Source organism: Clostridium sp. C8 (assembly GCF_001010885.1).
GTDB lineage: Bacteria > Bacillota > Clostridia > Clostridiales > Clostridiaceae > Clostridium > Clostridium sartagoforme.
Genome location: NZ_LBMX01000103.1, coordinates 111704 through 136979, shown reverse-complemented (window position 1 = coordinate 136979; position 25276 = coordinate 111704). Strand labels below are relative to the sequence as shown.

The following is a 25276-nucleotide window of genomic DNA, read 5'->3' as shown; positions in this document are numbered from 1 at the left end:
TATGATAATAGGAATAGGAACAGATATAATTGAAATAGATAGAATAAAAAAGGCTATTGATAGAACAAATGGGTTTATAGAAAAAATATTTACAGATAAAGAAATAACGTTATTTAAATCTAAAAATATGAGATCAGAAGTTATAGCAGGAAACTTTGCAGCAAAAGAAGCAATAAGTAAGTCTTTAGGTACTGGAATAAGAGGATTTTCTTTAAAAGAAATAGAAGTATTAAGAGATGATTTAGGCAAACCGATAGTGTTTTTAAGTGATAATATAGAAAAGTTGATAGGAAAAGGGTATAAGTTAAACTTATCTATATCACACAATAATACATCTGCTATAGCATTTGCTATTTTGGAGGAATCATAATGTATATAATGTCAACAAGAAAGTGCAAAGATATTGATAAATATACTATAGATAAAATCGGAATACCAAGTATTATTCTTATGGAGAATGCTTCAAATGAAGTTATAAGTAATATTTTGGAGTTGAAAGGAAATTTTATTGTTTTTTGTGGAATAGGAAATAATGGTGGGGATGGATTAGCTATTGCAAGAAAATTAATTTTACAAAATAGAGATGTTCATATAGTAGTAATAGGAGGTTTAGAAAAATGCTCTAATGAATTTTCTGTTAACCTAAATATACTAAATAATCTTACTTCAAATATTTCATTCATAAATAATGAAAATAATTTAGACGAATTTTTTACAAATCTAAAGGATTATGAAATTGCAATAGATTGTATATTTGGAATAGGATTAAATAGAAAATTAAATGACTTTTATATAAAATTAATAAATACTATAAATAAAAAATTTAAAGTTAAAATAAGTATTGATGTTCCATCAGGATTAAATGCAGATAATGGAGAACCTATGGGAGCTGCTATAGAGGCAGATATAAGCTATACTTTTGAAGTTATAAAAAGAGGATTTATAGAATATAATGCATTAAAATACCTAGGTGAATTAAATGTATTAAATATAGGAATTCCTGAAATCGTTAAGAAAAAGAATTCAGAAAATATATTTATTTTGGAGAAAGAGCAGTATAGTAATTTATTAAATAGAAGAAGTTTGTATGGTCATAAGGGAACTTATGGGAAAATTTCTATCTTGGCTGGTAGCAAGGGGTATACTGGAGCGGCTTATATAGCTACAGAGGCATGTGTAAAATCTGGTGCTGGATTAACTACTTTGATATCTTCAAGATATGTACAAGATAAATTAAGTTGTAAGCTTATTGAAGCTATGACGTTAGATATAGAGGAGCGTGATAAGGTAAAAGAAACTCTTAATAATTCAGATGTAATTGCAATTGGTCCTGGAACAACAGGAGATACGTTATATAAAGATATATTGGATTACATAGAAGACTATAAAGGAAAATTTTTTGTTGTTGATGCAGGAGCACTTCAATTATTAACAAAGGATAAATCAATAATGAAAAAAATTAAAGGAAAAGCAATTTTTACCCCTCATCCGGGTGAAATGGCAAAAATTATAGGTGAATCTATAGAATTTGTTGAGGATAATAGGATAGAAGTTGCTAAGAAATATGCAAAAGAAAATAATATAGTTGTGGTATTAAAAGGATATAATACAGTAATAACAAATGGTGATGATGTGTACATAAATAATACTGGGAATAGTAAAATGGCTTCAGGGGGAATGGGGGACTGCTTAACAGGAATAATATCAGCCCTTCTTGGTCAAAATCATTCTATAATGAATTCAGCATTACTTGGCACATATATACATGGATTATCAGGAGAGATGGCATCTTCTGAAAAGTATAGTACAGTGGCGTCTGAAGTTATAGAGAATATATCAAAAGTTATGGATTATATAGCTAGATAAATATTAAAGTATGAATAAAATCCGATTAAAGCTAATATTAGTAATAATGAACAGATAGGCTTTAGGAGGATTTATGAAAAAGAAGTTATTATTAATACTTATGGTATGTATACCAATTATATCAATTATTTTAGTAATATTATTTAGAGTTACAGCAGAGCCAACTAATGAAGATATAATTAAGTCGTTAAAAGAAATAAAATGTTACAGTACAAAAGTGGAGTATATAATAAAAAACAGTAGATACGAAGAAAGAGAAGATACTACTCAATATTATTTAAAAGATATTGGTGGAAGAATTGATTTTGGAGAAGAAAGAACAAAAATTTATAAGGATAATAAGATTATAGTTAAAGATAATATATCAAATAAGGAATATACAATGGAACAGGAAATGGATATAGTTCATTCTTTAGCATTTTTGAATAAGTTATTATCATATCCTATTGATGAAAATGGCATAAAAGAGGGACAAGAAGAATGGGGAGATACTGAATATATAGAATTTACCTGTGAGATGTTTTTAGATAACGATCATTTGGATAAGATTAGGATTTTTATAGATAAACAAGAAAAAACTCCAATAGGAGCAATTATATATGATAAGGATGGAAAAGACAGAATAAGAATTGTATACAATGATTTTGAAAAATTAAAGCAATTAGATAATGGATTGCTAGAATAAATAAAATAAAAATAACCAGTTCAATATCTTAAATTAACATTAGTACACTGAAAGAAGTAAAAAAAATGGAGTACATAAGTATATATAATAGTTTTAACTATAAGAAGAAAATTAAGGTATTATAAAAAAATAATTATTATCAGTTAATTGTTAATAGGTAATATTATATAATTAGAAAATTAAATAAAAAGTGTAACATAAGTTTTGACAAAGTGACATAATTTGCAATATAATTTATTTATACATAGATTTTTACTACCTGGAGGCAAATTATGTCTAAAAAAGTTAAAAACATACACTTTATAAAAAATGTAGTTAAAATTAAAAAAAAGAGTCAATTTATTGACCCTAATTTAATAGAATATAATGAAAATCAATTTAATATGGAATTTATAGAATTAATGAAAGCTGGTTACAAAGAGATGTCTAAAATTAATTTGGAGCTTTCACAACTTCCTTTCGAGTGCGAAATTGCAGATATTAATGAATATGAGAACTGGCTTTGCGGAGTGTGATATTTCTAATGACGACTATGGTAGTAAAAAGAGGGGATATTTTTTATGCAGATTTAAGTCCTGTTATAGGTTCAGAACAAGGTGGAATTAGACCAGTTATAATAATTCAAAATGATATAGGTAATAAATATAGTCCAACAGTTATAGTAGCAGCAATAACATCTCAAATAAATAAGGCTAAATTACCAACTCATGTAGAGATTTCTTCAGAAGAATATGGATTAAATAGAGATTCTGTTGTTTTATTAGAACAGGTAAGAACACTAGATAAAAAGAGATTAAAAGAGAAAATAGGACATATGACAGATTCGGATATGAAAAAAGTTAATAAGGCTTTACTAATTAGCTTAAATCTTGTATAAAGTTTTATTTGATAAAAGAGTATATTAAATACTTAAGAAACCCGATTAGGGTTTCTTTTCTTTTATAATAAGTTTATAGAAAAGAAGTAAAGTTATACACTGCAGACCATTAGTATATACAATATTGGTACAATACACATATTAGAATAACAAAAAATCTTCAATAGTATATACAAAATAAAAATATTATGATAAAATAATTTTAGTAAATAAAGCACAATATATTTACAGGCAAATAAAATCTTAGGAGGATAAAAAATGATAAAAAATGTTGAAGAATTAAAATCAGTAGCAAAAACTGTACGTGGAGATATAGTTTCAATGTTGACAGAATCACGTTCAGGACATCCTGGAGGTTCATTATCAGCAGCAGACATATTAACTACATTATTTTTTAATGAAATGAATATAAATCCAGAGGATCCTAAAGATGAAAATAGAGATAGATTTGTATTGTCAAAAGGACATGCAGCCCCTGTTTTATATAGTGTGCTAGCGAGAAGAGGTTATTTTCCTGTTGAAGAATTAAATACTTTAAGAAAAATTGGTTCAAGATTACAAGGGCATCCAAGTATGAGGTACTTACCTGGAATAGATATGTCAACAGGATCTTTAGGTCAAGGGATTTCAGCTTCTGTAGGAATGGCATTAGCAGGAAAAATTGATAATAAGAATTATAGAGTCTATACTCTTCTAGGTGATGGAGAGCTTGAAGAAGGTCAAGTGTGGGAAGCAACAATGTCAGCAAGTCATTATAAGTTAGATAATTTAACTGCATTCATTGACTTTAATGGATTACAAATTGATGGTGATATAACAAAAGTTATGAATCCATCTCCGATAGATGAAAAATTTAAGGCTTTCGGATGGAATGTCTTAGTTATAGATGGTCATAATATAGAGCAAATATTAGATTCAATAGAGAAAGCAAAAGCTTGCAAAGGAAAGCCAACTGTTGTTGTATGTAATACAATAAAAGGAAAAGGAGTTTCTTTTATGGAAAATCAAGCTGCATGGCATGGAACGGCGCCAAGTAAAGAACAATGCGAGCAAGCTTTAGCAGAAATTGGAGGTAACTAGTAATGAGTAAAAAGATTGCAACAAGAGAAGCTTATGGTAAGGCATTAGCATCATTAGCTAATATAAACAATAACATAGTAGTTTTAGATGCAGATCTCTCAAAATCTACAAAGACTGCAGATTTTAAAGCTGTTTGTGAAGAAAGATTCTTTAATATGGGAATTGCTGAATGTAATATGATGGGGGTTGCAGCAGGCTTATCTACTTGTGGTAAAATACCATTTGTTAGTACTTTCGCAATGTTTGCAGCAGGAAGAGCTTTTGAGCAAATAAGAAACTCTATATGCTATCCCAAATTAAATGTTAAAGTATGTGCAACACATGCGGGGCTAACAGTAGGAGAAGATGGAGCATCTCATCAAGCAATAGAAGATTTAGCATTAATGAGAAGTATTCCTAATATGACAGTGATATGTCCTTCTGATGCAGTAGAAACTGAAGCAGCAATTAAAGCTATAGCAAAATATGATGGACCTTGTTATGTTAGACTTGGAAGATCAGCAGTTAATGTTATAAATGATGAAAATACTTATGAATTTAAAATAGGAAAAGGTGTAACATTAGCAGAAGGAAAAGATGTAACAATAATTGCTACTGGAATAATGGTAGATGTTGCATTGGAAGCAAAAGAACAATTAAAAAACCAAGGGATTATTGCAAGAGTAATAAATATTCATACATTGAAACCAATAGATAAAGAAATACTAGTTAAAGCAGCAAGAGAGACAGGAGCAATAGTTACGGTTGAAGAACATAATATAATTGGCGGACTAGGGTCAGCTGTTGCAGAAGTATTAAGTGAAGAGATTCCAGTACCTGTTTTAAGGGTTGGTGTAAATGATGTATTTGGAGAAAGTGGATTGCCAGATCAATTATTAGAGGCTTATGGATTAACTGCTAATAATGTAATAGAAAAGGCTAAAAAGGCAATTTCATTAAAGAAATAAATAAGTTTACTATAATAATTTAAATATATATAAAATAGCTATATTTACCACTAAGCTGTAGAAGTTTTCTACAGCTTTTTACTTTAATTGAAATTATAAATTATATAAAGTAGGTATGAGCATAAGGATAATAATGTAATTTTAATTGAATAACATTATTATCCTTATAAGAAAATAATATTTATATTATTAATTAAAACATATATGTAATACTAGTTTTAATTATATAGATTATTAATTAAAACATATATATAATATTAGATGAGATTCTTTAATTGTTTAGTTAAAATATTATAATTTACTTCGGATAAAAACGCATAATATGAGAGAAAATAATAGAGATTCTCTAAGGAAGGGGGATATAAAATGAAAGAAAAAATAAAGGAATATTGTTTAATTATTGTTGGAGTATTTTTAGTAGCACTATCATTAGAATATTTTTTCATACCTAATAATATAGCGGCAGGGGGATTAACTGGTTTAGCTATAGTAATAAATCACTATATACCTTCAATATCAACAGGTCCCTTAGTGTTCATAATGGATTTAGTTTTATTTATAGTTGGATTTATTTTTCTTGGGAAAAGTTTTGGGGTAAAAACAATAGTTTCTAGTTTTAGTTTAGCTGGAATGATGACTATAATAGAAAAATTTTTTAATCCTCAAGCACTAACAGAAGATTTAATGCTAGCATCTATTTTTGGAACCTTTATAACAGCTATAGGCATGGCAATTGTATTTAATGCAAATGCATCAACAGGTGGTACAGATACTATTGCCAAAATATTAAATAAATTCTTTCATATAGATATAGGTAAGTCTTTATTAGCAGTAGATTTTATAATAACCTTATTAGGAGCTATTACTTTTGGAATAAATATAGGATTATATGGATTAATCTCAGTCATAATAAATGGTATAGCAATTGATAAAGTTATAGAAGGATTCCATGTATGTAAGGAAGTAACTATAATAAGTAGTAAAAATGATGAAATAGGTAAATTCATAATGAATGATTTAGAAAGAGGATGTACTTATTTAAAGGGTGTTGGAGGATTCACAGGAAAAGATACCTATGTGTTGTATGCAGTACTAGGAAGAAGTGAATTTATAAAACTAAAACAACATATAAGCAAGATAGATCCTAGAGCTTTTATTACTGTTGGAGAAGTTCATGAAGTTATGGGAGAAGGATTTAGAAATATACAATAATAGTACTAACAAGGGGGACATTTTAATTAGGAGGGAAACAAACCATATGAAGAATAAATTAAAAGAATATCTTTTATCAACAGTAGGTGTAACAATAGTAGCTTTAGGATTAGAATACTTTTTCTTTCCAAATGGAATAGCAGCAGGTGGTGTATCTGGATTAGCGTTAGCAATAACAAAAATGGTAAATATAAATCCAAGTATTTTAGTTTTTATATTTAATGTTATTTTATTTATATTAGCATTTTTCTTAATAGGAGGATCATTTGGAGCAAAAAGTATTTATGCAAGTGTAATGATGTCAATTATTATGTGGATTTGCGAAACCTTTTTACAGCCTAAAGCTATAACTGAGAATTTAATTCTATCATGTATATTTGGATCAGCAGTATTGGCAATAGGAACAACGATAGTATTTCATCAAGATGCATCTACTGGTGGAACAAGCATATTAGCAAAGATTATAAATAAGTACTTTAATTTACCGATAGGTCAAGGTTTATTAATTGCAGATTGTACAGTAACATTACTAGCAATATATTCATTTGGAGTTGAAAAGGGATTATTTGGTCTTTTAAGTGCAATATTAATAGGAAATTTAGTTGATAGATTTAGTGCTGGTATAAATCCTGTAAAACAAGTATTTATAATAACTAATAAAGAAAAATTAGTAGTAGATTTTATAAATAATGAAATAGATAGGGGATGTACAATTTTAACTGGAAAAGGTGGATATACCAAAGAAAATACAACAGTTATATATACAGTATTAAATTCAAGTCAATTTATAACTTTAAAACAATTTATAAAGCATAATAATCCAGAAGCTTTTTTAACTGTAAGTGAATCAACAGAAGCGTTAGGTAAAGGATTTACAGATTATTAAGAAATAATGAAAATTTAAAAGAATTTTGAAAAAATATAGATTTTATTAGTGATAAAGGAATAAAAAAAGTTTTTCCTTGCTCTTTGTTATGCTATAATAACGCTATAGGTTTAACAACTTTTAAAATAATACGCTTATGCGAGGTGTTGTGAAATGATAGAATTTAAAAATGTATCTAAGCTATATGATAATAATGTAAAGGCTTTATCAGATGTGAATATAAATATAGAATCAGGTGAGTTTGTATTTTTAGTTGGACCTTCAGGATCAGGAAAGTCAACTTTTATTAAAATGTTAATTAAGGAAATAGAACCAACAGTTGGAGATATAGCAGTTGCAGGTAAAAAGCTTTCAACCATATCAAGAAGACAAATACCTTATTACAGAAGAAAAATAGGAATGGTTTTCCAAGACTTTAGACTTATTCCGACATTGAATGTATATGAAAATGTCGCTTTTGCTATGAGGGTTGTAGAGGCATCTCCTAAGGAAATAAGGAAGAGAGTACCTATGGTATTATCATTAGTGGGGCTTTCTCATAAATATAAGATGTTCCCAACTGAGCTATCTGGTGGTGAGCAACAAAGGGTTGCATTAGCAAGAGCTATAGTTAATAATCCTTCAGTTTTAATATGTGATGAGCCAACAGGAAATCTAGATCCAGAAACAGCTAAAGAAATTATGGATTTATTAGAGGATATTAATAGGGCAGGAACAACTATACTAATGGCTACTCATGCTAAAGAGATAGTTGATAGCATGAAAAAAAGAGTTATTGCCATAGAGAAGGGAAATATAGCAAGAGATACAAAGAGGGGGATGTACGAAAATGAAAATTAATACACTGAAATACTTTTTTGTAGACGCAATGAAAAGTCTTAGAAGAAATAGAACACTAAGTATAGCAGCAATGATCACTGTACTAATAACATTTTTTATATTTGGTACATTTACCTTATTAGGATTAAATTTTAATAAAGCAATAGAAGATGTTGCATCCAAGGTAGAGATTAAAGTCTTTTTAAAAGATGATATAAAGTTATTAGATCAAAGAGAGATAGAGTTAAAGCTAAATGAACAAAAGGGAGCAAAGGAAGTAATATATGAATCAAGGGAAGAAGCATTTTTAAACTTTAAAGAAAGCTTAAAAGATAACCCTGGTTTATTACAAGGGTATGATTTACAAAATAATCCTCTTCCAAGTTCTTTTATAGTAAAATTAGAAAATCCAGAAGATGCAAATGAAATTACAAAAGCCGTAGAGGATATGACTGGTGTAGAAAATATATCTAATCAACAAGAAATGATAAATGCAATAAGTTCATTTGTTAGTGGAGTTAGAATAGCTGGATTAATATTATTTGTAGTATTTATAGGAGTTTCTATATTCTTAATAACTAACACAACTAAGATAACAGTATATTCAAGAAGAAAAGAAGTTGGAATAATGAAATTTGTAGGTGCTACTGATTGGTTTATAAGGTGGCCATTTATAATAGAAGGTATGATAATAGGTATGGTAGGTTCTTTATTGTCAAGCGTATTATTATTTACACTTTATAAATGGGCTTATGGATACATAGTTTCAAATATGTTCTTAGTGACACTAGTTACACCAAGCTTTGTGCTTGGAACATTAACATGGCTATTCTTAGTAGGTGGAATATTAGTTGGTGCAGCAGGAAGTATAGTAGCATTAAGAAAATTCTTAGATGTATAAAATATAGAACAAAAAGAAAAAATAATTAATATAAATTAAGTGGGGTTTATCTCCACTTAAAACATATTTAAAGCAATCTTAGAGTATAGATAATATGTGTATAGCCCACTGAGAGAGTTTTATGAAAGGAAGTATTAATATATGGAGGAAAATAACAGTAAAAATATAAAAAAAAATAATAAATATAAAAAGTCCTTAATAATAATTGGAATAGTTATAGTATTTATATTTTCTAATATAATGTTTTTCTACATTGGTAATGTATTTGCATTTAATGGCTTATCATTAAAAAGTGTAAGTAAAGATGTAGCGAAGGATTTAGGTGATATAAAGGATGTTAAAAAATATGATTTATTATTCCAAGTAAGGGATGCACTGTTAGCTAAATATGATGGAGAAATAGATGATGACACCTTATTAGAAGCAGCTATAAAAGGCATGACTCAATCATTAAATGATCCATATACAATATTTATGAATTCCGATGAATATAAATCATTTGTAGAGCAAAGTGAGGGACACTTTGTTGGAATAGGAGCTCAGTTAGGAATAAAGGATGACAAGGTTACTGTTGTAGCACCAATAGAAGGTTCACCAGCTGAAGAAGCGGGCCTAAAAAGTGGCGATGTTATATTAAAAGTAGATGGAAAAGACATAACAGAGCCAAATGTAGAAAAAACAATATCTATGATAAAGGGAGAACAAGGTAAGCCAGTAACATTAACAGTTGCAAGAGCAAGTTCTCAGTCTCTTGATATAACAATAATTAGAGATGTAATTAAGATGATTTCAGTAAAGGGAGAAGTCTTAGACGGAGATATAGGATATATACAAATATCTTCTTTCGATGAAGATGTGGCTAAGAATTTTAAGGAAAAGATAATTGAACTAAAAAATCAAGGTATGAAGGGTATGATCTTAGACTTGAGAGGAAACCCAGGAGGTTTTTTAGGAGAAGCAGTTAACGTTGCTTCACAATTCATACCAAAGGGAAAAGTAGTAACATATACTATAGATAAGTATGACAACAAGCAAGAATCAAACTCTGTTGGCGGAGAAGCTGAGGGAATGCCTTTAGTTATATTAATAGACGGAGGAAGTGCATCTGCTTCAGAGGTAGTTACTGGAGCCTTAAGAGATTATGGCGCAGGCACTACAATAGGTACAACAAGTTTTGGGAAAGGTGTTGTTCAACAATTAATAGAATTTAAAGATGGAAATGGTGGATTAAAGGTAACAACTTCAAAATACTATACTCCAAATGGAGAAAATATACACAAGGTTGGAATTAAGCCAGATATAGAAGTTACTATTCCAGAAGAAATATTATCAAAAGAATATGATAGGAGTATAGATCCACAGTTTAATAAGGCTTTAGAATCAATAAAAGATAAATTAAAATAGGAGGCTCAGAAATGGAGTTAATACTATATACACTAAGAACGGTAGCATATGCCATAGTTGAGCCAATGCACATATTTATGCTGATAGTTTTAGGAGTAATGTTTTATTTAAAAAATAAAAAAGTGACAATAATGCAAAAAATGACTATTGGGGAGAGTATTAACTCTCCTCTAGAACTTACTTTGTCACAACTTTCATTAGGAATAATAGCTGGAGCTATTATAAGTTTAGTACTAAGTAGCTTAGGAATTATATTTAATGAGAACTCTGGAATAGAAATAATGTTTATAATATCTATTTTTTTACTTTTTGTAAAGAAGAGATTTATATGCTTTGCTTACTCAGGAGCGGTATTAGGAGCTATAAGCATAATATCAGAATTCTTAGCTAATGCCACTAAAACACAATCGTATATAAATGTTAACATATTAGCACTTATGACATTTGTTGGGATTATGCATGTTGTAGAAGGTTTTCTAGTTATGTTTGATGGTGGTAGAGGAGCAATACCTGTATTTTCAAATAAGGAAAATAAGATAGTAGGTGGATTTGCTTATAATAGATATTGGGCACTGCCTGTAGCTATATTCATAGCTTTATCTGGAGATATATCTAGTGTTGCAACATCTGCAATTGAAACACCTAATTGGTGGCCTTTAATAAATAAATCAGAAACTTTATTGATATTAAGCACAGCAATAATAACGGCAATGCCTCTATATGGAGTGGTAGGATATAACTCAGTATCATTTACCAATGATAAAATTAAAAAACCATTATATTCAGGTATTGGAATACTTATTTATGGAGTGATACTAACTTTAGTAGCACAAGTAGCTCAATTTGGAATAATTGGACAAATTGTTACTATAATATTTGCACCATTGGGGCATGAAATAATGATTAAAGTTCAAAATAAGTTAGAGGAATCTGGAGATTATAAATATGTCACTGATGATAGTGGAGTATCTGTATTAGAAGTAGCTCCTATGTCGCCTGCACATGAAGCAGGTATAAGAAGAGGAGATAAAATAATACAAGTAAATGATATAAAAGCTATTTCAGAAGTTGAAATTTTTAAGATTGTTAAAGATAACATTCATGAAATTTCTCTTAAAATAAGGAAAATTTCCGGGGAAATAGTCGATTTAAAAGTAATTCCAAAGAATAAAAGGCTTGGATTGCTACTCGTGCCTAAAATGGTGAATGTAGAAAATGCTTTAAGTGTAGATAATGATAATTTTAAAAAGGTATTAGAAGAAATGAAAAGAAAGCGCTAAGCTTTCTTTTTATTTTAATAATTAATAGTTAATTGTTATACGTTGTATAAGATGAACATAAAGGATAAAATATAAATATGTAAAATAATATATGGGGGTGATAATATGCCTGAATTAAAAATTGTATCAAAATTTAAACCAACTGGAGATCAACCTAAAGCTATTGATAGCTTAGTTAATTCAATAAAAAGAGGAGATAAAGGGCAAACTTTATTAGGTGTAACAGGATCAGGTAAAACATATACCATGGCTAATATAATAGAGAGATTACAAAAACCAACGATTATTTTAGCTCATAATAAAACTTTAGCAGCACAATTATGTTCAGAATTTAAGGAGTTTTTTCCAGATAATATAGTAGAATATTTTGTTTCATATTATGATTACTATCAACCAGAAGCATATGTACCACAAACAGATACATTTATAGAGAAAGATGCTTCAATAAATGATGAAATTGATAAGCTTAGACACTCGGCTACTTCAGCTTTATTAGAAAGAAGAGATGTAATAATAGTTGCATCAATATCTTGTATATATGGACTTGGTAATCCGGATGAATACAAAAAACTTACAATATCTTTAAGACCAGGAATGATAAAAGATAGGGATGAAATAATAAAAAAACTTATTGAAATACAATACGAAAGAAATGACATAGATTTTGCAAGAGGAAGCTTTAGAGTAAGAGGAGATTCATTAGACATTATTCCTTCTTATTCTTCTAGTAAAGGAATAAGAATTGAATTCTTTGGAGATGAAATAGAAAGAATTAGAGAATTCGATGTTTTAACAGGAAATATAATAGGAGAAAGAAATCATGTATCCATTTCACCGGCATCTCACTTTGCGACATCTAGGGATGTTTTGGAAAAGGCTATAAGAACTATAGAAGATGAATTAGAAGATAGAATTAAAGAATTAAATAGTCAAGAGAAATTGTTAGAAGCACAAAGACTAAGACAAAGAACTAATTATGATATAGAAATGATTAGAGAAATGGGTTATTGTAGTGGAATAGAAAATTATTCAAGAGTATTAGATGGTAGAGCACCAGGAACGCCTCCTAAAACTTTATTAGATTATTTTCCAGAAGATTTTTTAATGTTTATAGATGAAAGTCATGTTACCTTACCACAAGCTAGAGCTATGTATGCAGGAGATAGATCAAGAAAAAATACATTAGTAGAGTATGGATTTAGGCTACCATGTGCATATGATAATAGACCATTAAAGTTTGAAGAATTTGAAAAAAAAATAAATCAAGTAGTATTTGTAAGTGCAACCCCTGCTCAATATGAGATAGATCATTCAACAAATATTGCAGAACAAGTAATAAGACCTACTGGACTTTTAGATCCGATAATAGAAATAAGGCCAGTTAAAGGACAAATAGATGACTTATATGCAGAAATAAAGAAAACTACAGAAAAAGGTTTTAGAACTCTTATTACCACATTAACAAAAAGAATGGCAGAAGATTTAACGAAATACTTAACAGATTTAGGAATAAAAACTACTTATATGCATTCAGATATAAAGACAATAGAAAGAATGGAAATTATAAGAGATTTAAGACTTGGAGAATATGATGTTTTAGTAGGAATTAACTTATTAAGAGAAGGGCTAGATATTCCAGAAGTTGCATTAGTAGCTATCTTAGATGCTGATAAAGAAGGGTTCTTACGTTCTGAAACATCATTAATTCAAACAGTAGGAAGAGCTGCAAGAAACTCCGAAAGTAGAGTAATAATGTATGCAGATAATATTACTAAATCAATGGATAAAGCAATAAAGGAAACCGAAAGAAGAAGAGAAATTCAAATTAAATATAATGAAGAACATGGAATTACGCCTCAAACAATAATAAAAGAAGTAAGAGATGTGATAGAGGCAACTAAGGTTGCTGAAGAGGCAGAAAAATATGAAGTGGAAAATGAAAATACAAAAGATCTTTCAGTTAAGGATAAGAAAAAGTTAATTAAGAAGTACACAGATGAGATGATGGATGCAGCTAAGAATTTACAATTCGAAAGAGCAGCAGAGCTACGTGATATAATAAATAAGCTAAAAGGCTAAAAATTTAATAATTAACTATTAAGTGTTAATTGCTAATTACTGTCGGGGTGATGGAATGCTTGAATTATTAGAAAGTTGTAATTTATGCCCAAGAAATTGTGGTGTAAATAGGTTGAATGGGAATAGAGGGTTTTGTGGAGCTTCTGATAAAATAAGGGTAGCAAGAGCTGCCCTTCATTATTGGGAAGAACCATGTATATCAGGTGAAGATGGATCAGGAACAGTATTCTTCTCTCATTGTACATTGAAATGTGTTTTTTGCCAAAATTATGATATAAGTCAATGTGAATATGGAAAGGAAATAACTACAGAAAGATTAGCAGAAATATTTATAGAACTTCAAGAGAAGGGCGCATTAAATATAAATTTAGTTACTCCAACTCATTATGTGGTGCAAATTATTGAAGCTATAAAACAGTCAAGAAAACATGGTTTGAATTTACCTATAATTTATAATAGCAGTGGGTATGAAAAGGTAGAAACTATAAAATTATTAAAAGGATATATAGATGTATATCTTCCGGATTTAAAATACTTCAATAATAAATATTCCACTAAATATTCAAAAGCTATAAATTATTTTCAATTTGCAAAAGAAGCAATTGATGAAATGGTAGATCAAGTTGGGGAAGTTAAATTTGACGAAAATGGAATAGTTCAAAAGGGTGTAATAATAAGGCATCTTATGTTACCAGGACTTCTATTTGATTCAAAAAAGATAATAGATTACATTTATAATAAATATGGCAATAAAGTTTATATTAGTATTATGAATCAATATACTCCACTAGAGAATGTTAAAGATTATCCTGAGATAAATAAAAGGTTAAATTCAAAACATTATGATGCAATGATAGATTATGCTGTAAGCATAGGAGTAGAAAATGGATTCATACAAGAAGAAGGCACTGATAAGGAAAGTTTTATTCCATTGTTTAATTATGAAGGAGTTTAGTTCAGCGGAGAGTTGGAAAATTATATATAAAATTAGGGGGATAGAAATATATGAGAGCTAGTGATTTAAAAAATGATTATAAATATGAGAAGATTAAAAGAAGAGATTTTTCATTAATAAGATCATTATATGATATGAAAGAAGAGGAAGAATATTCTTTAGATGATCAAAGTTATAATGATTTAGATATGAGTAGCGTGTACGAGAAAATTGATAGGACATATAGTAGCGTTGGGGAAGCTGCATTATATTGTATGCTTAGGAATATTCATATTAATAATGATGTATTAAAAAAGAGAAGTAAGTTAATAGATTTATTTAGGGATGATATAGATTTAAGAGCAAAGGTTCATGTTCATTACTTTAACTTAGGATATGATAATAAAAATTCACTTTTAGATATGATAAAGGATTATTTAGTCATAAATAAAAAGAAGTATTACATATATACTTTCTTGGGAACAATATTACCATTGATATTAGGTATTTTAACCATAGTAATGGCTAATCCTAAATTTTTAATTGCTTTATTTGGCGTAGTTTTAATGAATAGCTATATAAATAATAAAGAAGCCAAAGAAATTAAAGATGTTGGGTTAGTATATTTAAGAAGAATTATAGTTGCCGCAAAAAAAGTAAGTAAAATTAATTTAGAGGAGCTTAACGAATATAAAGTAAAGATAGAAAGTATTTTAAATCAAATAAAAGTTATAGATAAAGGTACTAGAGTAATTGGATTTGGAAAGGCATTTGCAGGAATTTTTGAAGGAATATCAGTGATGTTCTTACTAGAAGAGGCTGCTTATTATAGAATAAGTAGTGAAATAGAAGAAAAGAGATCTTTAATATTAGAGCTTTATTGTATACTGGGAGAAATAGAAGCATTAATATCTGTGGCTTGCTATCAAGGCAGTTTAGATGGAAACTTCTCTAAGCCGGAATTTATAAAAGAAGTTCAATTAGAAATAGAAGAAGGAATTCATCCATTAGTTGAAGACGCAGTTTCAAATTCTATTAATATCAATACAAAAGGTATAGTTTTAACAGGGACAAATATGTCTGGAAAATCTACATTTTTAAGAATGCTTGGTATAAATATAGTATTTGCACAATGCTTTAATTTTGTTTTAGCCAAAAAGTATAAAAGCTGTATTTTTAATATAGTATCTTCAATTAGTCCTAGTGATGATGTAAATGAAGGAAAAAGTTATTATTTAGCAGAGGCAGAATCTATATTAAGAATAATAAATGCAACTGAAAAAGAAATTCCAGTATTTTGTCCAATAGATGAAATCTTTAGAGGAACAAATCCTACTGAAAGAATAGCAGCTTCTGCAGAAATTTTAAAATATATAAATACTAAAAAGACAATATCAATAGTTGCAACTCATGATAGGGAATTAGCTGATATTTTAAAAGAAAATTATGAATTCTTTTATTTTAGCGAAAGTGTTGATAACAAAGAAGGGCTTAGCTTTGATTATAAAATTAAATCTGGAGTTTCAAAAACAAAAAATGCCATAAGATTATTAGAATATATAGGCTATCCAAAGAGTATCGTGAAGAATGCTTATAAGAGATCTGAGGATTTAGAGAAATTTATTTAATTATGAGTAATATGATTACATAATAGAAGATAAGAAATTTAATATTTTATAAGAGCTGTTATAACACTATTTTATAACAGCTCTTAATTTAATACGAAAAAATATGAAATTTAAAAGATTAAGAAAATAATTATTAAATAATAAGTTATTATGTAATTGACAATAATTATAATAAAATTTAGAATATAATAAAGAACATTTGTTCGAGATTAAATTTTAGAGTAAATGAAAAACTAATGTTATAAAATAAGAAGGGGCATTTGATATGAAAGATAAAATTATTATAAGAGGTGCGAAAGTACATAATTTAAAAAATGTATCACTAGAGATTCCTAGAGAAAAATTAGTAGTATTTACAGGGCTGTCAGGATCAGGAAAGTCATCTTTAGCATTTGACACTTTATATGCAGAAGGGCAAAGAAGATATGTAGAATCTCTTTCATCTTATGCAAGACAATTTTTAGGACAAATGGATAAGCCTGATGTTGAATATATAGAAGGATTATCTCCAGCTATATCTATAGCTCAAAAAACTACTAGTAAAAATCCAAGATCTACTGTTGGGACTATAACGGAAATATATGATTATTTAAGGCTTCTATATGCAAGGGTCGGAAAGCCATATTGTCCTAAATGTAAAATTCCAATAGAACAACAAACTGTAGACCAAATTGTAGATAGTGTAATGGCTTTTGAAGATAAAACTAAAATTCAAATTTTAGCACCTGTAATTAGAGGGAAAAAGGGATTACATGAAAAAGTTTTAGAGAAATTGAAGAAAAGTGGATATGTGAGAGCAAGAATTGATGGTTCAATTTATGAGTTAACTGAAGAAGAAATAACTTTAGATAAAAATAAAAAGCATACTATTGAAGCTGTTATTGATAGAATAATAATTAAAGAAGGCGTAGAAGGAAGATTAACAGATTCAATTGAAGCAGCGTTAAAGCTTGCGGAAGGCATAGTAACTATAAATATAATAGATGGAGAAGATATATTATTTAGCGAAAAGTTTTCATGCCCACAATGTGGTATGAGCATAGATGAAATAGAACCAAGGTTATTTTCTTTTAATGCACCCTATGGAAAGTGTGATTATTGTGATGGACTTGGTACATTAATGGAATTAGATGAGGATTTAATAATACCCAATAAAGATTTAAGTATAATGGAAGGTGCAATTGCAACCTGGGGAGAAGGAAGACTTAAGGAAGAATCATGGACTTATGCAATCTTACAAGCTATAAGTCATGAATATGATTTAGACTTAAGTAGACCGGTGAAAGAGTTAAGCAGAGAAGCTTTAGATTTAATTCTTTATGGAACTAATGGTAAGAAATTAAAGGTTACATATACTAAAGATGGGGTTAAATCTCAATATAACTATTCTTATGATGGTGAGATAAATTCATTAAAAAGAAGATATATGGAAACTAATTCAAATGATATAAAAACATCTATAGAACAATATATGGGTAATAATGCTTGCCCAAAATGTAAGGGCGCAAGATTAAATAAGGAAGCTTTATCTGTATTAGTAGGAGATAGAAATATTTATGAATTTACAACTTATTCAATTAAAGAGGAACTTGATTATATTAATTCTGTAGAGTTTTCCGAAAAAGATAAAAAAATTAGTGAACAAATAGTGAGAGAAATTAAAAATAGACTTACATTCTTAGTAGATGTGGGATTAGATTATTTAAATCTAGCTAGAAGTGCAGGAACTTTATCAGGTGGAGAAGCACAAAGAATAAGACTTGCAACACAAATAGGTTCAGCGCTTATGGGGGTTTTATATATTTTAGATGAACCAAGTATAGGACTTCACCAAAGAGATAATGATAAACTTATAGCTACTTTAAAAAATTTAAGAGATGTTGGGAATACAGTAATAGTAGTTGAGCATGATGAAGATACAATGAAAGAAGCAGATTATATAGTAGATATAGGCCCTAGAGCTGGAGAGCATGGCGGAGAAATAATAGCAGCAGGAACTATTGAAGAGATAAAAAAATGCAAGAACTCCATAACAGGACAATACTTGACAGGAGAAAAGAAAATTGAGATTCCAACTGAAAGACGAACAGGAAATGGTAACTTTATAACTGTTAAAGGAGCAAAGGAAAACAATTTAAAGAATGTTAATATAAAAGTACCACTAGGTACAATAACTGCAGTAACAGGTGTATCAGGTTCAGGTAAAAGTACTTTAATAAATGAAATATTATATAAGGGACTTAATAGATTGGTAAATAGAAGTAAGAACCCTGTGGGAGATCATAAGGAAATAGCAGGATACGAGAATATTGATAAAATAATAGATATAGATCAAAGTCCTATAGGAAGAACACCAAGATCAAATCCAGCGACATATACAGGAGTTTTTGATATAATAAGAGAATTATTTTCTACAACTCCAGAAGCTAAAATGAGAGGTTATAAGCCAGGAAGATTTAGCTTTAATGTAAAAGGTGGAAGATGTGAAGCTTGCTCAGGAGATGGAATAGTAAAAATTGAAATGCAGTTTTTATCTGATGTTTATGTTCCGTGTGATATATGTAAAGGTAAAAGATATAATAGGGAAACCTTAGAAGTAAAATATAAAGGAAAATCAATAGATGATGTATTAAATATGACTGTAGAAGAAGCTATGAAATTCTTTGAAAATATTCCAAGAATAAAAAATAAAATGGAAACATTAAATGATGTAGGACTTGGATATATAAGGCTTGGTCAACCATCAACTCAATTATCAGGAGGAGAAGCACAAAGAATAAAATTAGCTTTTGAACTTTCAAAAAGAAGTACTGGGAAAACTCTTTATATATTAGATGAGCCAACAACGGGACTTCACGTAGATGATGTAAGCAGGCTAGTTGAAATACTTCAAAGGCTTGTTGAATCAGGAAATACAGTAGTGGTTATAGAACATAATTTAGATATGATTAAGTGTGCAGATTATATAATAGACTTAGGTCCAGAGGGTGGAGACAAAGGTGGAACAATAATTGCAACAGGTACTCCAGAGCAAATAAGTGAGATAAATGACTCATATACAGGTAAATATCTTAAAAAGATGTTAAGATAAGTTAAGTATACTTGTTATTTTTAACTAGAAGTTTTAATATATAATGGTAATAGAATACTAATTTTGAGGTGAAAAGATGGGTTTTTCAAAGCTAATGACATTAGTTTTTGGTATAGCATTTATTATAATATTATATTTTATAATTTATTATGCACTAAAAATAATGTACAAGGATGTAAAAGGTGGGGGAAGAAAGAGACAATCTTCTACTAAAAAGAATTATGGCATAGAAGTACTGAGTACAGGTGAAAACTCAAATTTAGAAGAGGGGTCTATTTTATTGTTAAGAGGGTCCATAACAATAGGAAGAAGAGAAGGAAATACAATAAAATTAGATGATCAATATGCTTCAGGAAATCATGCTAAGATTATAGTTAAAAATAATGAAATAGTTATAGAAGATTTAAATAGTACCAATGGTATTTTCATTAATGATGAAAGAATAAATGAATTTGCTAAAATCAGAGCTAACGATAAAATAAGAATAGGAAGTGCTATATTTAAGGTGATAAGAGCAGAGAAGAATTAGAGGTGAGATTATGAATAGTGCATTAAAATTAGAGAAAAGAGTCTTAAAATTAATTTATCTTCTGTGTTTACTCCTATTTACAAGCTTAGCTTTACTGAAAAAGCCATTTGATACTAAGGCATTAATTATGGGAGTTATACTATGCATTATAGTAGGATTTTCTCATTATTTAATAAGACGATTTTATCCAGATGGTGATAAGTTTATGCTTATATTTTCAAGTATATTAGCAGTAGTTGGAATAGCTGTTCTTTATAGAATAGCCCCCGATTTTGCTATTAAGCAATTGATTTGGTCAATACTTGGAATAGTATCATATATTGCTATAGTAGTAGCTATGCCAGATTTGAAGAGTTTTGCTAAATATAAAAAAATATATATGATAGCTACTTTATTATTTATGCCAATGGCATTGATATATGGACTTGTGTTCAAGGTAGAAACGTATGGAGCTATGAACTGGGTATTTATAGGGCCATTTGGGTTTCAACCATCTGAATTTGGTAAGATAGCGTTAGTTTTGTATTTAGCAGCATCACTTATGACATATGAAAATAAAAATGTTATTAAGGACGATTTTAAACAATTAATTGAACCGGCAATAATAGTTATGTTCTCTTTAATTTGCATGGTGCTACAAACAGATTTAGGTTCAACATTAATATTTTTTGGTATTTCAGTTACTATGCTATACATAGCAACATCTAAGAAGAAATATGTTTTTACATGTTTAGGATTATCAGCAGTAGGTGCTGTTGGAGCTTATGGAGTTTTCGGGCACGTTCAGAGAAGAGTCATGATATGGCTTGATCCATGGAAATATGCTAGTGATGAAGGATATCAGATAGTTCAAGGATTATATGCAATAGCTTCAGGTGGTTTATTTGGAGTGGGGCTTGGAAATGGTTATCCAGATTTAATATTTGCAAGAGAAAGTGATTTCATATTTGCTGTTATTTGTGAAGAATTTGGAATGATATTTGCAGTTGGAGTGATGATAATATACTTTCTACTATTTTACAGGGGAATAAGAATAGCATTTTTAACTAATGATAGATTTAGTCAATTAGCAGCTGTAGGGTTTAGTACAATGATAGCTTGTCAGACTTTAGTTATAGTGGGAGGAATATTTACAGTTATACCTCTTACAGGAATAACATTACCTCTTATAAGTTATGGAGGTAGTTCTATGTTAACAATGTTTTTTGCTTTGGGCATTTTACAAAAAATATCAGAGGAATATTAAATTATAAAACAATGTAAAGTTATATTTAAGTATAGTATAATATTAGAAGAGAGTAATGATAAGTTTCATTACTCTTTCTTTTAGGGTAAAGGGATGAGTTTATTAAATTTTCGGGGGAGGGGTTATTTTGTCTAATAATATAGATAAAAAAAATCAGGACAAGATTAGAAAGAAGAATAAATCTAAACAACTTAGAGCTCCAAAAAGTAATAGGAAAAAAAGAATTACAATTGCTCAAAAAATAATACTTTTTCTTGTAACTATTATTTTATTAACCAGCTTTTCTTTGGCAACGTATTCATCAGTTATAATTTATAAAAATGAAAACAATAGAGTAAATGATGCTTTAAAGCAAACCAATAGTTTTGGGGAAAATATAATTAACAAAAGTATTGTTCAACTAGAGGATTTAATATATTCAATTGAAAATGGAGTAAGATATAAGGATAGAGCAAATAGCTTTGTAGATTCTTTTATGAAGAGTAATCCATATGTTATTTCTATAGCAGTTAAGGAAGATAATGGGAGCTTTATAGCTTACTCGGGTGGATTAAGTAAAGCATATATAGATGCATTAACATTTGTTGAAGGCGGAGTAAGAGGAGTATCTTGGTCAAATATAGTAGTATCAGGTGATAAGGGATTTATAGTAATAAAAGCAAAGTTTGATAATAGAGAGTATTATGTTCAAACTTCAATATCTATATTTCAAGACCAAGTTAATACTATAAATATAGAAGGAATAGAAGTTAATTTAACAGATAGCTTTGGAACTATAATAGCGAGTACTAATAAGGAGCAAATCAATACAAAAATAAATGCTGAATTAAATGGATTAATAGAGCAAAATAAAGAAAGCAATGAGATAAAAATAGGTAAGGATAGTAAAATAGTATTTTATCATAAATTTAGCAATAACTTTAAAGTTACAAGTATTTACGATAAAGGAATGTTAAATAAAAGTATATTAGAAAGTATAGCAATTACTATAATAATTACAGCAATAGTTGCATTAGTAATAACTTTAATTGCATCAGTAATTATTAAGAAGTATTTAAATGCCATCATTGATATAAATAATATGAGTAAAGCAATGGGAAAAAAAGATTTCACTCAAAGATCAAGCATAAAATTAGATGATGAAATAGGAGATGCTATAAAGGAACTAAATAATTCTTTTGATATACTTAAAGGTGTAATGAAAGAAAATCTTTCATTATCACAAATATTATCAGAAAATAGTACAGACATAGATGATTCATCTAATAGTATGTATGAGATATCAAAACAAGTATCAGCTTCAATCCAAAATATTTCAATAGTTGCACAACAACAAGCAGGTAGCATGGTTGATATATCTAATAATATTAATACATTAGGAGATTCTATAAATGATGTGTCAAAGACTATTGATGTTTTAAACAATCTATATTCAGTATTAAGTAAAAATGTAGAAAATAACAATCAAGGAATGCAAAAACTCTTAATAGATAATTCAGCTCTACAAAGTTCGATAGAAGATTTATCTATAGATATAATAGATATTTCAAGAAGTACAAAAAAAATAGATGACTTTATAAAAATAATAGATGATATAGCAAATAGTATAAACTTAATATCAATAAATGCTTCAATTGAGGCTGCCCACGCAGGTGAAGTAGGTAAGGGGTTTGCTGTAGTAGCAAAAGAAATTAATAAACTTGCAGAAAATTCTAAAGAGGCTACAGACATAATAAAAGTTACGACTTTAGATATCAATAAAAAGATAAGCAAGGCAGTAGATGTATTAGGAGAGACAAAAGTTGTTTCTATAAATGAAAGCACTAGTGTTAAGGAAACAGTATCATCTTTGAAAAATATAAGTGATGAGATTAGAGTCATGAAGAGTGCGATAAAATCAATTATCGATTCTAATAATGTTGTTACTTCTAAAAAAGAGGAAATTTTAAAAATAGTAGAAACTAGTGCAGCTTCAATGGAAGAAGTAGCAGCAGCGACAGAAGAAATAACAGCATCAACAGAAGAACAGTTTAGTTCAATGGAGGAAATACGAAGTCTAGCTAGTGATCTTAAGGTATTAGCTATGGAAATGAAAGAAAGTATTGCAGAATTTAAGGTATAATAAAAAAATTTGATGTATAATATAAAGGAGCTGTTTAAAACAGTTCCTTTAATTTTATAGTTTAAATATATAACTTTATAGTTATAATTGTATTAATATGTTTAAAAACAAGGAGGACTTTATGAGTGATTTAGCAAAAAGCGTAAGAAACATTATGGTGATATTTCTTTTTTGCTTTATAGCATTAATATCATATATAGCCTATTTTCAAGTCTTTAAGGGACCTGATATAGCAAATGATTCAGGAAATAAAAGGCTTTGGGCAAAGAGAAATGAAGTTTTAAGAGGAACAATATATGATAAAGATGGAAATCCAATGACTAAAAGTACTAGAGAAGATAAATTTAATCAAAATAGAGAGTATATCTATGGTGATTTATATGTTCATGCTTTAGGATATATAGATGAAAGATTTGGAATTACAGGCTTAGAAGAAGAATATGATAGTGAGTTATCAAAATATAGTAGTTTCTCTAATAGTATTAGAAGCTTATTAAAAGATTTTGATTTAAAAAAAGCTTTTGAAAATAGAAATGAAGAAAAGGTTGGTAATGGAATAGTAACCACCTTAGATTATAATCTTCAAAAAGTTGCCTATGATGCAATGGGAGATTTAAAGGGAGCTGTAGTTGCAATAAACCCTAAAACAGGAGAAATATTAGCAATGATATCAAAGCCAACATATAATCCTACTGATCTTGAAAAAGTTATAGAAGATGCAAATACTGGAGTAGATTTAGATAGTAAATTATTAAATAGAACAATAGATGGGTTATATCCACCTGGATCTGTATTTAAAACAGTAACTTTAGCTGCTGCTTTAGAAAATGATCCAAGTATAGTTAATAGAACATTTGGTGATACGGGAAAAATAACATTTCCAGATGGAACAGAGCTTAATAATTACATGAAACAAGCACATGGAAATATAGATTTACAAATGGCATATAGAGTTTCTAGTAATGTAGTTTTTGGAACTCTTGCAATGGAGATGGGAAACGAGAAGTTAAAAGAAGTAGCAGAAAGATTTGGATTTAATTATAGAATGGATGGAATAGGACTTTCTATAGTACAAAGTAGGTTTCCAGCCTTGAAGGAATATGAAGTAGGCAATATAGCTCAAAGTGGTATAGGTCAAGCAAGTGTTCTATCAAGTCCAATGCAAATGGCTATAGTTGCAGCTACTGTTGCTAATGATGGAGTTCTTATGGAACCTAAATTGGTAAATAAAATAGTAGATAAGGATGGAAATACAATTAAAGAGATACCAAATAAAACATTAAAGACTGATGTTATTTCAAAGGATATAGCGGAAACAATAAAAAGTTATATGGGATTTCTAGTATCTAATAATATATATAGATGGCCAGCATTTGAAGGTACTAATGCTGGGGGCAAAACAGGTACAGCAGATTATATAGAAAATGGTGCTGAAGGAATACCTCATGGATGGTTTATATCAGCAGCACCTTTAGATGATCCTAAGATTGCAGTTGCTGTAATAGTGGAAAAAGGTGAAAATGGAGCGGGTTCAGCAGCAAATATAGCTTCACAAATTATAAGAGAAGCCGTTTTAGAAAATTAGAAGTACAGCTTTCTACAAAATTTTATCTTTTAACTTTAAAATTCTCACTATTTAACTTTTGTCTCATATATTAAAATAGGGACTTAATTTCTAGGCTTTATTTTT

The 25276-nt window shown here is 28.8% G+C and carries 21 protein-coding genes; all 21 read left to right on the top strand.

Going from position 1 to position 25276, the window contains the following annotated elements:
* Window position 1: 1 nt before the first annotated feature.
* The 21 genes from acpS (at window position 2) to AAT22_RS16940 (ending at window position 25171) form a co-directional block, all read left to right on the top strand.
* Entirely contained in the window at window positions 2-370 is a 369-nt protein-coding gene (gene acpS / locus AAT22_RS17040) for a holo-ACP synthase (protein WP_047002128.1), read from the top strand.
* Window positions 370-1866 (top strand): bifunctional ADP-dependent NAD(P)H-hydrate dehydratase/NAD(P)H-hydrate epimerase, encoded by a 1497-nt coding sequence (locus tag AAT22_RS17035; protein WP_047002127.1) that lies wholly within the window; start codon window positions 370-372, stop codon window positions 1864-1866. Before acpS ends, AAT22_RS17035 begins: the two co-directional genes overlap by 1 nt.
* A gap of 73 nt (window positions 1867-1939) precedes the next feature.
* Window positions 1940-2551, top strand: a complete 612-nt coding sequence (locus AAT22_RS17030) for a germination lipoprotein GerS-related protein (RefSeq protein WP_016207508.1) — start codon at window positions 1940-1942, stop codon at window positions 2549-2551.
* 272 nt (window positions 2552-2823) lie between these two features.
* Window positions 2824-3066 (top strand): hypothetical protein, encoded by a 243-nt coding sequence (locus AAT22_RS17025; RefSeq protein ID WP_047002126.1) that lies wholly within the window; start codon window positions 2824-2826, stop codon window positions 3064-3066.
* Window positions 3067-3074: 8 nt separating this feature from the next.
* On the top strand, window positions 3075-3428 hold the full coding sequence (locus AAT22_RS17020) for a type II toxin-antitoxin system PemK/MazF family toxin (protein WP_040436753.1): 354 nt from the start codon (window positions 3075-3077) through the stop codon (window positions 3426-3428).
* A gap of 258 nt (window positions 3429-3686) precedes the next feature.
* On the top strand, window positions 3687-4508 hold the full coding sequence (locus AAT22_RS17015) for a transketolase (RefSeq protein WP_047002125.1): 822 nt from the start codon (window positions 3687-3689) through the stop codon (window positions 4506-4508).
* Between the two features lie 2 nt (window positions 4509-4510).
* Window positions 4511-5455 carry a transketolase family protein gene (locus AAT22_RS17010; RefSeq protein WP_047002124.1) on the top strand — a complete coding sequence of 315 codons (945 nt, stop codon included), beginning with the start codon at window positions 4511-4513 and terminating at the stop codon, window positions 5453-5455.
* A 366-nt stretch (window positions 5456-5821) separates the two neighbouring features.
* Window positions 5822-6667, top strand: a complete 846-nt coding sequence (locus AAT22_RS17005) for a YitT family protein (protein WP_016207503.1) — start codon at window positions 5822-5824, stop codon at window positions 6665-6667.
* Window positions 6668-6713: 46 nt separating this feature from the next.
* Window positions 6714-7553, top strand: a complete 840-nt coding sequence (locus AAT22_RS17000; protein WP_040436754.1) for a YitT family protein — start codon at window positions 6714-6716, stop codon at window positions 7551-7553.
* Between the two features lie 153 nt (window positions 7554-7706).
* Complete coding sequence (ftsE, locus tag AAT22_RS16995; protein WP_016207501.1) at window positions 7707-8393, top strand: cell division ATP-binding protein FtsE; 687 nt, start codon at window positions 7707-7709, stop codon at window positions 8391-8393.
* Window positions 8383-9273 carry a permease-like cell division protein FtsX gene (gene ftsX, locus AAT22_RS16990; protein WP_047002123.1) on the top strand — a complete coding sequence of 297 codons (891 nt, stop codon included), beginning with the start codon at window positions 8383-8385 and terminating at the stop codon, window positions 9271-9273. The genes ftsE and ftsX overlap by 11 nt, the downstream gene beginning before the upstream one ends.
* A 141-nt stretch (window positions 9274-9414) precedes the next feature.
* The gene (locus tag AAT22_RS16985; protein WP_016207499.1) at window positions 9415-10677 is read left to right on the top strand and encodes a S41 family peptidase; all 1263 of its coding nucleotides are present in this window, start codon (window positions 9415-9417) and stop codon (window positions 10675-10677) included.
* Window positions 10678-10688: 11 nt separating this feature from the next.
* Window positions 10689-11957, top strand: a complete 1269-nt coding sequence (locus AAT22_RS16980; protein WP_047002122.1) for a PDZ domain-containing protein — start codon at window positions 10689-10691, stop codon at window positions 11955-11957.
* A 105-nt stretch (window positions 11958-12062) separates the two neighbouring features.
* Window positions 12063-14036: an excinuclease ABC subunit UvrB gene (gene uvrB, locus AAT22_RS16975; protein WP_047002121.1), complete on the top strand. Its 1974-nt coding sequence runs from the start codon at window positions 12063-12065 to the stop codon at window positions 14034-14036.
* Between the two features lie 55 nt (window positions 14037-14091).
* Window positions 14092-14991, top strand: coding sequence for a radical SAM protein (locus AAT22_RS16970; protein ID WP_047002120.1), 900 nt, complete (start codon window positions 14092-14094; stop codon window positions 14989-14991).
* Window positions 14992-15041: 50 nt separating this feature from the next.
* Window positions 15042-16598 (top strand): DNA mismatch repair protein MutS, encoded by a 1557-nt coding sequence (locus AAT22_RS16965; protein ID WP_047002119.1) that lies wholly within the window; start codon window positions 15042-15044, stop codon window positions 16596-16598.
* 265 nt (window positions 16599-16863) lie between these two features.
* A complete protein-coding gene (uvrA, locus tag AAT22_RS16960) occupies window positions 16864-19689 on the top strand; it encodes an excinuclease ABC subunit UvrA (RefSeq protein WP_047002118.1) in 2826 nt (941 codons plus the stop codon).
* Window positions 19690-19765: 76 nt separating this feature from the next.
* On the top strand, window positions 19766-20218 hold the full coding sequence (locus AAT22_RS16955) for an FHA domain-containing protein (RefSeq protein ID WP_047002117.1): 453 nt from the start codon (window positions 19766-19768) through the stop codon (window positions 20216-20218).
* Window positions 20219-20228: 10 nt separating this feature from the next.
* The gene (locus tag AAT22_RS16950; RefSeq protein ID WP_047002116.1) at window positions 20229-21464 is read left to right on the top strand and encodes an FtsW/RodA/SpoVE family cell cycle protein; all 1236 of its coding nucleotides are present in this window, start codon (window positions 20229-20231) and stop codon (window positions 21462-21464) included.
* A 127-nt stretch (window positions 21465-21591) separates the two neighbouring features.
* Window positions 21592-23586, top strand: coding sequence for a methyl-accepting chemotaxis protein (locus AAT22_RS16945; RefSeq protein WP_047002115.1), 1995 nt, complete (start codon window positions 21592-21594; stop codon window positions 23584-23586).
* 121 nt (window positions 23587-23707) lie between these two features.
* On the top strand, window positions 23708-25171 hold the full coding sequence (locus tag AAT22_RS16940) for a penicillin-binding protein 2 (protein WP_047002114.1): 1464 nt from the start codon (window positions 23708-23710) through the stop codon (window positions 25169-25171).
* Window positions 25172-25276 lie beyond the last annotated feature (105 nt).